This is a genomic window from Phyllobacterium brassicacearum (assembly GCF_003010955.1).
Lineage (GTDB): Bacteria > Pseudomonadota > Alphaproteobacteria > Rhizobiales > Rhizobiaceae > Phyllobacterium > Phyllobacterium brassicacearum.
Map to the genome: position 1 here is coordinate 1 of NZ_PGGO01000001.1, position 12,924 is coordinate 12,924.

The following is a 12,924-nucleotide window of genomic DNA, read 5'->3' on the forward strand; positions in this document are numbered from 1 at the left end:
CTCACGAAGATCATTGGAATAGGGTCGCGTCATGGATGCTGGCCTCCAATCCCAGCATCCATGATGAATCACATATCAACTGATTTGGGAATCCCGGTGCGATTCCGACAAGCAATGATCCGCTCTAGCCTCGATGGGACGAGAAAGTAGGTCCAGGGTTGTGACTTCTACACATTTCGCGACGGCAAGGTCACCCGCAAGGATTCATACTGGAAAATCGTGGAGTAGGAGCCCCTCCCCGCAAGGCCGGCCGATCGTGTCCGGCACCCGGACTTACGGCCGTGATCCGCAATAGCGCATGAGTTCCCGCTCATTTTGAAACTCTGCCTTCATGATGTTCTCGAAAGCGCGCATATGCCGATCGACAACCGGCTGCGGCAGCGATGTCTCTTTGAGCGATTGCAGATAGCTGCCATAAGCCAAACTCTTCGGAAACAAGTGATCGCCGCATAGTTCGTACGAACCACGGGCCAAGGCAGCGTATGCGATGTAGCCTGCATCCTTACGTGTGATGCCGTCTGCGACCATCTCACGGATATGTGCTTCAAACTTTTCCCCAAACAGGTATTCAGCATAACTTGCAGCATGAGAGCTGCCTGAAAGGGCCGCAAACATGCCGATTCCAAACAACGCAAGTCGCGTATTGATAGCTGCTGTCATTGATCGCTCCTCCAATCAGCCCGAGCTTGCAAGAGAGCCTGCCACGGATCATACCGTGCGCGTGGGAACTACATGGAACAAAACCATGATCGGCACAGACGCTGTGGCCGGCGACTTTGCTGCTAATACCGAAGTCGTCATGATTGGTCGCATTATGGCCCGTCTTAAATGCCTATGCAAAGGCAAAGGACACGTCAATCCTTGACAAGCGTGAGATGATAACCTGGCAAACGATAATTTCGCTTGAAGTTGCCACACGCCAACATACACTTTGAGTCTGGCGAATGCAGTTCCAAAGGGATGGCATTGCTCTTCTAGTATGCGCCCATCGGGCGCGCGATCCAGTTGTGTAACCATACGAAATAGGAGGACAAGCCATGAATCCGGTCGCGAACAATCGTATTGCGCGAAACGTATACCCAATGCGAAAGCTAATGATAACAGTCGCCACCGTCGCGGCTCTGGCCGGCTGCACAACAACCGAAAAAGACGTCTCCGTGGGCGCCGCTGCCGGCGCCATCATTGGCGGCATTGCAGACGGCGGAGAAGGTGCTTTGATTGGCGCCGGAGCCGGCGCGCTTACCGGTCTGCTGGTCCGCAACCTCCGGAACGGGTACTGCCAATACCGGGACCGGAACGGCCGCATCTACACGGCACGCTGCCGATAAACGCAGCATCCGGAGTGCAAAATGATAGGGTGTGGGGCTGCAAATCGGCGCCGCTCGTTAGTCCGAACAGGCTACTGCCGGAGCGCAGGCATTCTGATACCGTTTGAACCATGGAAGATTACAAACTGTTCAAAATCGTCTCTGTCCTGCGCGACGGCAAGGCCATAGGCATCACCTCTGCCTATGATGCTGCGAAATACATATTGGAGAATTGGCCGCAGGACGAAAGTGGGCCAAAACTGACGACAGCCAAGGCTATCCTGTTGAAATGCCTGGCCGGTGAATGCTCGGCTGCTGTTGCCCGCGTGGCATTCGTCGAAGCGGCGAAAGAAGCGCGCATCTTCCTGGAGACTCAATCGCGGCCGGCAGCGACAGGAAGGCCTCAGCACTGGCATAGAGCGAAGGCGCGGATCGCGAAACGTTGAACATCGAGGCTCCCGGAATATGCTATAATTCTCGGCCGTTTTGATGGAGCACTCATCTTGAAGTTTAGTAAAGTTCCTCGTCACCACCACATGCCGCAGTTGGATAAAGCGGACTTCATTCTATTGGCCTTTGTCGTCGCTTCAGTTGCTCTTGCGATGGGCTTCCATGCGCTCATGAGCTGACTGAGCTTCGAAAGGTGCAGCAAAGTCCTGTCTTCAATCGAGCGGCGTTCTGCCTTTGGCCGGTATCAACCAGTGCATCCGTTACGCCCTTGCCTTTGGCGATAGTCTGGGCGAACTTCCTATGCCGTGCGCGCAACATTGAGCGAGGGAGAGCAGCCGTGATTGCAGCTTACATAGATGAGTTCATTATGTTTTGCGCCGGACTATGGATGACAGCCGTAGGTTTCGGCTATCTTTCGTTTCCCACCCCAGGTCAAGGTGCCCAGAACGCCTGGCTTGGAAACCTCGTAAACCATTTCAGATGGATGGGACCGCTATTGCTGGTAATTGCCATCATTCTGGCCATCGCCTCACCGGCTTGATCAGCTAATCCTTGAATTTGTCAGAGCGTTTGCCTGTCTGCACGGGTGGCTGGGAGGATCTCATGCGGGCACTTGTTCACGCAGCGATTGTAAGCACGATTGCTTCCGTTGTTTACGCTGATACGGCACCTCAATTTCCCAATGCAACCGAGACCAATGAGCAATTGACCGATCTCTGGCGGGCTGCCGACAACGCTTGCAAACATCGAAACAGCGAAGATGTGCGTGTGGCCGTCGGTTGTCTTTCACGCTCGATCTATGGCGCGGCGCTAAACGAGCGCGGCGTTTGCCTTGGTAAAGACGGGCAATCGAACGCCGATATGCAATGGCACAAATGCGAGAAGGATTCACTTCGCTTCCCGCCCTTCACTGTTCCGTCATATCAGTAGGATCTTCACGATGCGCTACATCTACGTGTTGGGGATCGCAATCGTTCTTGTTCCGGTGTGCGCCCTTCTCGGATACTTCATTGGTTATCTGTTTGCTCCGCTTTTGTTTGCGGACGACCTGCATCCAGATTTCTATGAGCATGACCGCCAATTGACCGGCGCCGTCTACGGCATTCCGCTTGCGGGAAGCGCCATCTATTCCGGCGCTCTCTATCTGATTTGGCGTCTTACGAGACGTGCGCGAAGTTGAGTTTTGAGGGACCGATCCGCGTCAAATGCCACGAAAATGTGTTTCGAGGATTGAAAGCAGGAGCATCACGGTCCAAACTATTAGCGGCAGCCGAAGGTTGCCGCCTCCAGCTGTACGGTTACGCCAAACTCCAGTCAACGAGGAGATTCAGATGGCAGCAAAGATTCGGAAAGTGACGTTCGTCGCCAAATCTGAAACTGAAGTCGACGGTGTCCTACTGCCCCCCGGGAAGTATCAAGGTATCGAGAGACACATCCTGGATGATGATGAAGCGTTGCCTGCCCCCAAGTATCAGATGAACCTTACCGAAGAGGACCTGAAAGGCATCCGTGGATTGGAGGATTTCCGCGGCGCTATCATCGATGCGACGTCGAGCGTGGAGGACGGATCCTTGAAAGTCTCCCCTGCCGCTGTCAGGGCGTGGTTGGCGACTACGATCTTCGGGCAATTGCGGCTTGGCAGTGGACCAAGGGCATGAGGTAATCGCAATTTGGGACTGACCTTTGTGAAGGATTTCCATAGCAGGAATTCATGACGCCGGGCTCATGGGCTCAGCGAACACTCCCTCTCCTTTCTGCAGCAGCCCCCCAGTCACGGCTGACACTGTGCACCGCATCAGGTTGAATTCGAACCGACCTGCTGATTATTGCGATCTGCATCCATAGAAAATACAATAACGCGCCATTGTTTTTCGATTTTCTACAGCAACTCATCATTCAAAATTACTTCAAAACTACATCGTTTTACGAAACAATAATGTAACTGCTCTTCATCAAAATGTTACTATCATCGACTTAAACTCTTATATTATTACTTATTGAGGAGGAATATCAAATGAGTCAATTCACAGATAGCCATTCTGAGTTTTACACGTCAGAGTTCGAACGTTTAACTCGGCTTTTCTTCCCGGATCAAGGAGAAAACGACGGGAATCCCGCCATTTCATTGGCCGCTCCGAGTGGCGCGCTGCACGGCACGCAGGCGGACGACTGGCTCACTGGTGGCGCGGAGGATAACCTGATCGCGGGCTGGGATGGCAACGATCACCTCGTCGGAAACCGTGGAAATGACAGTTTGGATGGGGGGTCCGGTGAGGACTGGCTCTCTGGAGGAGACGGCGACGACCGCATCAATGGCGACGATGGAATTGACCGCATTGGTGGTGGCAATGGCGATGATAAAATCAGCGGGGGTAACGACGACGATTTCATCGCTGGTGGTGATGGAGAAGATTGGCTGAGCGGCGGCGCCGGCGACGATATGCTCGAGGGCGGTTGGGGACCCGACCTTCTCTGGGGTGGGGATGGAAACGATCTCCTCGTTGGCGGTCCTGGCCAGGATGTTATCGTGGGCGGCGCGGGTAACGACACGATCGTCAGCAACGGCGGTGGTAATGTAATCTCTGGCGGAGACGGCATCGACACGCTGGACTATTCGCAAGCCACCGACCCGGATGGCGTGGGACGTGATTTCGTGCTCGATGTGGAAAATTACGTCGGCAGCCGCTTCAATGATACAATCGTCGGGAATGATGCCGATAATGTCATAGATGGAGGTGATGGCGCCGACACGATGACTGGCGGCAACGGCGCGGATACCTTTCGTTTTTCCAGCCAATCACCTGGAGTCGATACGATAACTGATTTCAGTTCGAGCGAAGGTGACCGGATCGATCTGTCAGCGCTTTTTGCAGGCGCGCACGGCGAAGGCGAGCCTTCACTCCAAATGTTCAGGGCGCCGGCTGCAATGTCTGATCAAGCTGCATCGTCGAACAATCATTGGACAGTTGAAGCGGATATCAATGGCGACGGGATCGCTGATTTCTTGCTCGAAGTCCATGCGAGCCAGGACCACGACATATCGGCCGACGATTTCATTACGTGACGCAAGGGCATGTGAGTCTTGAGAATTGCTTAATCTGGTCAGGGCTCGATAAAAACGCGGCTGGCGACGATACGCTGGGTCAAATTCGACGGCCGCCAAGACATGCCAACCGAGTACAGTCACCAGCCGAAGAGCAGCAACTCGGCAGTGCCATTAATCGAAAACATTGCAGACAGACTCAACATGGCTCTGTCCAGTCGAGCGGATCATTCGGTACGCCGTAGCTTGAGCGCAACGGGCGTGCCGCTGCTGATGGTCTGGTAGACGACGCAGTAGCGCTCAGTGAGTTTGACGAGTTGGGCAAGCTCTTCTTGCGAGGCCTCTGTTTCGATGTCGAAGACCAGCCGAATCTGCGCAAAACCAACCGGCACATCCTTGGAAACGCCGAGCGTGCCCCGGAAATCGAGGTCCCCTTCCGCAGAGACGACACCGGATTTAAGCGGGATATCGAGCGCCGTCGCCACGGCCTTCAAAGTAACGCCGGCGCAGGCAACAAGCGCTTCGAGCAACATGTCACCGGAGCACAGTTCGAGACCGGTTCCGCCGGTCGCCGGATGGAGCCCCGCGACCGCAAGGAGCCTTCCAGTTTCCACTTTGCACGCGATGTTCTGATCGTCGAGTGTACCGCGGGCTTTCAACGTGATGTATGCGTCTTCCGGATTGGCTTTATAGCGTTCCTTGATCGGAGCCTGAATTGCGCGCAGCACGGTAGCTTCCATCGTGGTACCCTTTCCGCACTCTGAGTGTCTCACGATTGTCCTGCATCAGCATATTATCAAGCGATATCTTTCCGGATCGCGTGCCATGGTGGGCGACAACCGAGCTGGCAGCAACATCAATTGCCGGTATAGTCGTGGTACTCGCCGCTCGTTGAGACTTGCGGCTCAGCCGGATAACTCAATGAGGTGACTGGGGACAAGGTAATGAGACTGCAATGGGCGGTTATTGCCTCCTTTTTAGCCCTGGGCGGGAGTAGTTCTGCCGAACAGTATCCAATGGCCGTAGATCTCGAACTGGTTATTGCCGTTGACGTCTCCTATTCGATGGGTATCGAAGAGCAGCGAGTTCAACGTGCAGGCTATGCGGCGGCGTTCCTAAGCCCCGAAATCGTCAGGGCCTTGCGCGGCGGAGCACTCGGCAAAATTGCGGTGACCTATGTTGAGTGGGGTGGCTCGGCCATTCAGGTCGTTCCGTGGACCCCCATTGACAGTGCAGCATCTGCGGCTCGATTTGCCGAGGAGTTGCGCCGACAGCCGATGAGGCGGATATCCTTTACATCCATCTCAAATGCTTTGGCGTTCGCGAGAGAACTTATTCGATCCAACAGATATCAAGCGAGTCGCCGTGTCATTGATGTGTCCGGCGACGGACCCAACAATGCTGGAGCTCCGGTGTCGGTCGCCCGCAATGCGTCCATCGCCGAGGGGATCGTCATCGACGGTCTGCCGATCATGTTGGAGAAAGCACCGGATTCGGCGTCGATTCCGGATATCGATGTCTATTACGAAAAATGCGTCATCGGCGGGGACGGAGCATTTGTATTGAGAGCTACGGATATCCGCCACTTTCCGGAGGCAATTCGCCACAAGCTCGTGAGAGAGATTTCAGGGCTCAAGTTAAGCGGCGTTCCGCAATTGGGATTGCAGCGCGTGCAATACACGGAACCATACAACTGCCTTGTGGGCGAAGAACTTCAGGAACAGTCGATCGGAAAGTAGGTGCGCGTATCCAACGAGAAAATGGTTGGCAGAAGGCGACTTCGAATGGGTCGATTGAACAGGCCGCTGGCGCCGATTGTCCAAGTCAATGGCGGAGAAGATGCCGGCGCTATGCTAACAAGTACAGTCGGGAACGCGTCCGAGGAAGGGTGGGCTTCCTCAACCGCCATAAAGGTAGTTCGGAAGCCACAGCGTTATGCCGGGCCAGACGTACATGATGATCATGCAAACGATGACGATCAGCATGTAAGGCATCATGCCTGCGAATATCTGATTGAGTGTGACATGCGGTGGGGAGACACCCTTTAGATAGAAGGCCGACATTGCGACGGGGGGTGACAGGAATGCGGCCTGCAAATTCACGAAGACCAGCACTCCCCAAAGAACCGGGTCGATGTTGAAATGCTTCAACATCGGTAGAAAGATTGGCACGAAGATGATGATGATCTCGGTCCATTCGAGCGGCCAGCCGAGAATGAATATGATTGCTTGCGACAAGATCATGAACTGTATGGGTGACAGGTCAAGCGACAGGACCCATTGCTCGAGCAGCGCCTGACCGCCGAGAATTGCGAAAACAGCCGAGAACAGTGCCGATCCAACAAAAAGCCAGCACACCATGGCCGTGGTCTTCGCGGTCAGAAACACCGCCTCCTTGGTGCGCTTCCAATTAAGCGTTCGGGCCTGGAACGCCAACAGAAATGCACCCGCGGCCCCCACGGCAGCCGACTCGGTAGCCGTCGTGATTCCAAACAAGATGACGGCGAGCACGACCGCGGTGAGAATGCCAAGCGGCATGACGGAGGCGGTCAGAAGCTTCACGACCTCAAGCCGGGAGGCGTCCATATTCCGATAATAACGGACGAGTATCACAGCAGCGATTGCCGCGATGATAGCGAACGAGACGTAGAAACCTGTCGCAGGCCCAGCAGCCGCGACCGGTCCGGCCTCCGTCACCGGCGAGCCCAGCTGCTCCAGGCCTGCCGGTGCTTCGGCATCGGCCGATGCTTGCTGATGGATCACGACATACCACCACACCAGCAACAAGGTGCCCGCTGTCAGCGCGAAGGGTATCAGCGCAGCACAGAAATTCTTGAGCAGCTTCCCATAAGTCAGCGGTCCGTTCTCCGCCGTGAGTGCCATCGCCCTTGCCGGCGAGACCAACGCCGAAAAAAGTCCAACCAACATGTTACGTGAGTAGATCGTCTGAAAGCTTCGCATCCAGGCTGGCACCGGTACCTTGGTTTGTTCCTCCGGCAAGGGCGGAGCGATCCTGGGATTGATGGTCGCCCAGGCGAGAATGTAGACGAGATAAAGGAAAGCCAGGAAAAAACCGGGGAACATGGCGGCGGCATAGAGCTTAACGACGGACTGCCCCGCGACTGCCGCATAGACGATGATCATGACCGAAGGTGGGATCAGGATACCCAGTGTGCCACCCGCCGTGATCACGCCGGAAGCGAGCTTGACATCGTATCCTGCCCGCAGCATCGGGTTGAATGCAATCACTCCCATCAAGACTACCACCGCCCCAACGAGACCGCTGGCGATACCCCAGAACGTGCAGACGATGAGTGTCGCAACGGCCAACGACGCCGGCACACGCCGGAACGAAAGCTGGATGCTGTAGAACATCTTGTCGACTAATGCTCCGCGTTCCATCACGTAACCCATGAGTACGAACAGCGGGATGGATATCAGAACGTCGTTGGTCATGGCGCCATAGGTGCGCTGGACCATCAGATCGAAGACGCGATTGTCGATCCAATGTTCCGCAGGGTTGTAGAACGCGTAGAACCCGAAAAACATGCCGAGGCCCATCAGGGTGAAGGCCGTCGGAAATCCCATGATGATAACGACCACGATGAGCATGAGCATCGTGATTCCGAGAATTGGATCGGTCACGTTTGCAAATCTCCCCCCGAACCACGTTTACGCGCCGTCTCGTCAATTTGCTGTGCGCGCTCGATCGCGACTTTGCGCGTTTCCTCATCCACGTGCTCGCTGTGCGCGAGTTGCTCCTCGACCACGTCGATCTCAGCTACATCCTTGAGCCGTCCGGGCCATTCCCCCGTCTTGAGGCAGACGAGACAACGCACGATCTCGGCCAGGCCCTGAAGCATCACGAGGGCGCCCGCCAGCGGAATGACTGATTTGAAGTAGTAGATCGGTGGGCCCTCCGCCGTCACGGTTGAGTGCTCGCCGATCCGCCAGGACAGTGCTGCGTAGTCATAGCCCGCGTAAACGAGGGCGGCGATCCCCGGCAGGAAAAAGACGATGTACAAGACCAGATCAAGCCCTGCCTGCGTCCTTGGCCGCATCGAACTATAAAGAAAGTCGCCGCGCACATGGGCGTTCTGCGCCAACGTATATGCGCCGGCGAGCATGAACAACGTGCCGTAAAACATGCTGCTGGCATCGAATATCCACGCCGTCGGCATGTTCATGATGTAGCGCTTAAAGACCTCGACGCAGACGAGCATCATCAGCCCGACGATGAGCCACGCCGCGGCCTTTCCAACCCACACGCTGATTGCATCGATCATATGCAGAAAATGTTGAACGTTCACGCGTGCCCCCGATGGCGAGATATTTTAGCCGAACAAAGCATCCCCGATCACGTTCCCAACGATGCCTTGTTCGAGCTGCGCGTCAGATCTTCTTCGCCGCCGCGTTCTCTCCGAAATAGTGATCGAAGGCCATTCGGCGGTTGACGACGGTGTCCTGTTCCCATCGCGTTGCCCGCTCCGCAAAGGCGATTTGGGACTGGATGACTTCCTTGAACAGTGGGTTTTCCGCCGCCTTCTTCTTCACGACCTCGTCGTAGACCTCCAGTTGCTTTTTGAGGATCGCTTCCGGCGTCCTGTAGAACTTGACCTTGTCGGTGGTCTGCATCTCTACGTAGTCTCTCGAATAGCGGTCGATCGCCTTCCAGTGCATGTCCTGCGAAGCGGCCTCCGCGGCGTTGGAGATGATGGCCTTCATTTGTTCAGGCAGTGCGTCGTATTTCGCTTTGTTGAACAGGATCTCGAACTGCTCCGCATTCTGGTGATAGCTCTGGAGCATGCAAATCTTGGACACGTCGGGAAAACCAAGCACCCGGTCAGACGAGGCGTTGTTGAATTCAGCCGCGTCGAGCAGTCCACGGTCCAATGCCGAGACGATTTCACCGCCCGGCAGCGCGTTGACCGCAGCACCCAGACCGGTGAAGACATCAATGGAGATGCCAACGGTACGGAACTTCAGTCCCTGGAGATCCTCGACCTTGGCCACGGGCTTCTTGAACCAGCCGAGCGGCTGTGTCGGCATCGGTCCATAGAGGAACGAAACGACATTGGCACCGATCGATTCATAGAGCTTTGCGAGGAGCTCCTTCCCGCCGCCATATTTGTGCCACGCCAGCAGCATGTTGGCATCCATGGAAAAGCCCGGCCCCGAGCCCCATAGCGCCAGCGCCGCCTGTTTGCCGTAGTGGTAGACGACCACGCCGTGGCCGCCGTCAAGCGTTCCTTGTGACACCGCGTCAAGCAGGCCAAATGCAGGTACCACTGCGCCCGCCGGCAGCACTTCGATCTTGAGGTCTCCGCCAGTCATGTCATTGACCTTCTTGGCAAAATCCAGCGCGAACTCGTGAAAGATGTCCTTGGATGGCCATGTACTCTGCCAGCGCATGTTGACTGGCCCTTGCGCCTTGACGACGCTTGGTGCAGCGATGATCGCAGCGCCGGCCACGGCCGCCCCGCCCAGGAACTTGCGGCGCGAGGTCTTGTCCCATGATTGGGTCTTTGATTTGCTCATTGGTTCCTCCCAGAAGCCCGGGCCTTGCGCCCACCTCAGACGATACTACTCAATGACTGCACAAGCAAAGACTACTCGATGAGGGCCAAAGCAAAGATTAAAGGTCGACCGCATACAAATACTGCAATTCAATATTGCTGGACTTGTGAATTGTGACCCCTCTTTTACGAGGGGTAGCCGAGCCATTGAATGACTGCTTTCCCGAAGGGTACAGGCGGTCAGAAATGGCGCAGACGGCCATTGCGAACACACGGTAACACGCCGCTATTGACTGATTTGCAACTCTCGTACTAGCCTCCTGTCGGTGCACGGGTGGCTTCAACATCGAGAATGACGTGGCCTTTATGTGCGCCGGTCCACTGAGCTGCCGGGTCTGACGGGGAAATGAACTTCGGCGTCATTGGCGAGGCCGCTCCGAAGGCCGTATCATCGAGTACCGCCAGATATTCCTGTACGGAGCGCCCGGCATTGTCCTTCGCCTCCTGGACACTCCATTCCATGCCAGGTACCGACCGTTGTTTGTTGGCATCGGCAGCAATCAAGCTGGCATCGACGGCAAAGCCCTCAGCACCAACGAGCCCCTGTGCCAGGCAGCGTTCGACCACCGTCTCGAACAGATGCCGAAGGATATTGCTTTGCCGGAACGCCCATGGCGGTTTTTAGAGAAGCTGGAATGGTCCGGTACCTTGCCGTCCAGTCCAACCGGCAGAACAAACGGTAGGCGAGATTGAGTTGAACATCCATCGCACCGGCCGCCCAGAATGTCATTTTCGCACATGAGGACATCAATCCGCGACTGCGGCGAAGTGCTGGCCAGGTAGCCCGGTAACGCTTCAACTGGCGGAGAAGAAGGGATTCGAACCCTCGAGAGCCTTTTGAGCCCTACTCCCTTAGCAGGGGAGCGCCTTCGACCACTCGGCCACCTCTCCGAGGACGCTGACTAAAGATGAAACCTATCGTTGGCAAGGATTTTGTTCAGCTTCCCGCAAAAAATGCAAGTTCGCCGGATGCTACCCGGCAAACGTTTTGCGGGCGCCGCGGAATGATGGCAATTTCGCGTGCGGCGTTCCCCTCTCGACACCGGCGCAAGGGTTGAATAGCCTTGAGTCGAGGGATTGGGGGGACAGGATGCGATTTTCAGTTTTGGCAGGCGCGGCGATGGCTATCGCGGTTTCGGCGTGTTCGACAAGCGGCAGCAAGGGCGCAAGCGAGAGCCAGGTGATTGCGGACGCCAAGGGCCTCGTCATTATCTCGTATCAATGTCAGGATGCACTCGGCCGCGAGCCGCATTATTCGGCAATCGACAGCAGCGAAACCATCCTAAAAACACTCGGCAGATCGCCCGATGATGCGGACCGGACTGTGCGCGGCTGGCTCAAGGACGTGATAGCAGGACCGAAGCAGCCCTCGGACCTCGACGCGAAGACCTGCAAGGACCGGCTGTTGACCTTGGCGGAGAAGGTCCGCATTGGCTACGAGGCGTTGAAAGCGCGCAGTTAAAACCCGTTCAGGAGTTCGACTGCGGAGGCCATCCGATGCGATTTTCTGCACTTTCGATGCTCAACACATCGGCTGCGAGGTATGGCTTGCGCGCAACCAGGCGGTGTCTCACATCTGTAAATGGCCGTTGCAAATCTTGAATGGAACCGGCGGAACTGACGTCCTATTTGATCGTTATCGGGTGCACGAATTCCCATCATGGAGAACGCAGAATGCCAACACCAACTGTTCCGCAGGATGTCTATCAGCGCCACGAAAGAGAATGGCAGGTATTGCGGGAAGCGATTGCCAAGACTCAAAAATCCGACAAGGAAGCAAAGAAGAAAATCGAAATTCCCCAGGACCGGCCACAATGGGATTTCAAACACAAGCATCAATGATCTGAACGCAGCGCCTTGGCTGTTGCATCAAGACCCGCAAGGGCAAAGCGCTGAAAATGCTCGACTATCGCGTCCTGTGCGCCGGGTTCCGCCGGGTTGAGGCCCGGCAGAACCTCGGTGAATATCTGCCTGTTGCCAAGGATGAGCATGGCGAACGGCGCGATGATGTTGAGCGCACAGCGGGTGACGACTGGATCATTGTGCTCCAATCCCAGAATTTGCCCGACAATACTGGTGATCACCAGTTTCTTCGGTAGTATCTCCCGCTTGAGCAAAACTGCGAAGGCCGGCGACGGCGAAAGGATCTCGCGACCGAGCACGCCCAATGCCCACGACGCCGTCGCCGGGCCGGTAATCGTGCGCGCAATGAGACCGATCAACGTCTTCAGCTTTTGCATCGGTTCCCCCGGCCCTTCGGCCAGTGCGATGAGCCTGTCATAGGTCAAGAGGCGGCGGTGCGCCTCCACCAGCACTTCGGCATAAAGACCTTCGATACCGCCATAATAATAGTTGACTGCCGCCGAGTTGCTCCCTGCCCGCTCCGCAATCTCCTTGCCGGTCGCACGGTCAAAGCCTTTTTCAGCAAAAACCGCACCTGCAGCCTCGAGAATCTGGGCTTTCGTCGTGGCGCCGTCTTCGCGGCGGCCGGGAAGTTTTCGTGGTGTTTTCCGTACCATGGAAAGCAGTCTACACGTGATTCGAGCTTT

16 protein-coding genes, 1 tRNA gene and 1 pseudogene are annotated in these 12,924 nt (G+C 55.9%); 10 read left to right on the forward strand and 8 right to left on the reverse strand.

Going from position 1 to position 12,924, the window contains the following annotated elements; genetic code table 11:
- Positions 1-273 precede the first annotated feature (273 nt).
- Positions 274-660, reverse strand: a complete 387-nt coding sequence (locus CU102_RS00010; RefSeq protein ID WP_106708934.1) for a hypothetical protein — start codon at positions 658-660, stop codon at positions 274-276.
- 422 nt (positions 661-1,082) lie between these two features.
- Here CU102_RS00010 and CU102_RS00015 point away from each other — a divergent pair, with 422 nt between their 5' ends.
- The 7 genes from CU102_RS00015 (at position 1,083) to CU102_RS00045 (ending at position 4,821) form a co-directional block, all read left to right on the forward strand.
- Entirely contained in the window at positions 1,083-1,328 is a 246-nt protein-coding gene (locus tag CU102_RS00015) for a YMGG-like glycine zipper-containing protein (RefSeq protein ID WP_106708935.1), read from the forward strand.
- A gap of 110 nt (positions 1,329-1,438) precedes the next feature.
- Positions 1,439-1,753, forward strand: coding sequence for a DUF982 domain-containing protein (locus CU102_RS00020; RefSeq protein ID WP_106708936.1), 315 nt, complete (start codon positions 1,439-1,441; stop codon positions 1,751-1,753).
- 341 nt (positions 1,754-2,094) lie between these two features.
- Positions 2,095-2,298 (forward strand): hypothetical protein, encoded by a 204-nt coding sequence (locus CU102_RS30180; RefSeq protein ID WP_106709392.1) that lies wholly within the window; start codon positions 2,095-2,097, stop codon positions 2,296-2,298.
- A gap of 62 nt (positions 2,299-2,360) precedes the next feature.
- Positions 2,361-2,687 (forward strand): hypothetical protein, encoded by a 327-nt coding sequence (locus CU102_RS00030; RefSeq protein WP_106708937.1) that lies wholly within the window; start codon positions 2,361-2,363, stop codon positions 2,685-2,687.
- 10 nt (positions 2,688-2,697) lie between these two features.
- A complete protein-coding gene (locus CU102_RS00035; RefSeq protein ID WP_106708938.1) occupies positions 2,698-2,937 on the forward strand; it encodes a hypothetical protein in 240 nt (79 codons plus the stop codon).
- Positions 2,938-3,088: 151 nt separating this feature from the next.
- Positions 3,089-3,415 carry a hypothetical protein gene (locus CU102_RS00040; protein WP_106708939.1) on the forward strand — a complete coding sequence of 109 codons (327 nt, stop codon included), beginning with the start codon at positions 3,089-3,091 and terminating at the stop codon, positions 3,413-3,415.
- A 356-nt stretch (positions 3,416-3,771) separates the two neighbouring features.
- Positions 3,772-4,821, forward strand: coding sequence for a calcium-binding protein (locus tag CU102_RS00045; RefSeq protein WP_106708940.1), 1,050 nt, complete (start codon positions 3,772-3,774; stop codon positions 4,819-4,821).
- Between the two features lie 206 nt (positions 4,822-5,027).
- Here CU102_RS00045 and CU102_RS00050 read toward each other — a convergent pair whose 3' ends face one another.
- A complete protein-coding gene (locus tag CU102_RS00050) occupies positions 5,028-5,540 on the reverse strand; it encodes an OsmC family protein (protein WP_106708941.1) in 513 nt (170 codons plus the stop codon).
- A 204-nt stretch (positions 5,541-5,744) separates the two neighbouring features.
- On the opposite strand from CU102_RS00050, the gene CU102_RS00055 reads away from it, so the two are divergent.
- Entirely contained in the window at positions 5,745-6,539 is a 795-nt protein-coding gene (locus CU102_RS00055) for a DUF1194 domain-containing protein (protein ID WP_106708942.1), read from the forward strand.
- Between the two features lie 159 nt (positions 6,540-6,698).
- On the opposite strand, the gene CU102_RS00060 is transcribed toward CU102_RS00055, so the two are convergent.
- The 5 genes and pseudogenes from CU102_RS00060 to CU102_RS00080 form a co-directional block, all read right to left on the reverse strand.
- Complete coding sequence (locus CU102_RS00060) at positions 6,699-8,444, reverse strand: TRAP transporter large permease (protein WP_106708943.1); 1,746 nt, start codon at positions 8,442-8,444, stop codon at positions 6,699-6,701.
- The gene (locus CU102_RS00065) at positions 8,441-9,085 is read right to left on the reverse strand and encodes a TRAP transporter small permease subunit (RefSeq protein WP_166648304.1); all 645 of its coding nucleotides are present in this window, start codon (positions 9,083-9,085) and stop codon (positions 8,441-8,443) included. Before CU102_RS00065 ends, CU102_RS00060 begins: the two co-directional genes overlap by 4 nt.
- A gap of 106 nt (positions 9,086-9,191) precedes the next feature.
- A complete protein-coding gene (locus tag CU102_RS00070) occupies positions 9,192-10,337 on the reverse strand; it encodes a TRAP transporter substrate-binding protein (protein ID WP_106708945.1) in 1,146 nt (381 codons plus the stop codon).
- 305 nt (positions 10,338-10,642) lie between these two features.
- A pseudogene (locus CU102_RS00075) lies at positions 10,643-11,078 on the reverse strand (transposase); the annotation flags it as partial.
- A gap of 97 nt (positions 11,079-11,175) precedes the next feature.
- Positions 11,176-11,266 (reverse strand) — tRNA-Ser (locus tag CU102_RS00080).
- A gap of 199 nt (positions 11,267-11,465) precedes the next feature.
- On the opposite strand from CU102_RS00080, the gene CU102_RS00085 reads away from it, so the two are divergent.
- A complete protein-coding gene (locus CU102_RS00085) occupies positions 11,466-11,837 on the forward strand; it encodes a hypothetical protein (protein ID WP_106708946.1) in 372 nt (123 codons plus the stop codon).
- Between the two features lie 212 nt (positions 11,838-12,049).
- Positions 12,050-12,217 carry a hypothetical protein gene (locus tag CU102_RS29590; protein ID WP_166648303.1) on the forward strand — a complete coding sequence of 56 codons (168 nt, stop codon included), beginning with the start codon at positions 12,050-12,052 and terminating at the stop codon, positions 12,215-12,217.
- Here CU102_RS29590 and CU102_RS00095 read toward each other — a convergent pair.
- Positions 12,211-12,894: a CerR family C-terminal domain-containing protein gene (locus CU102_RS00095; RefSeq protein ID WP_166648302.1), complete on the reverse strand. Its 684-nt coding sequence runs from the start codon at positions 12,892-12,894 to the stop codon at positions 12,211-12,213. The two genes, CU102_RS29590 and CU102_RS00095, sit on opposite strands and share 7 nt — an antisense overlap.
- Positions 12,895-12,924 lie beyond the last annotated feature (30 nt).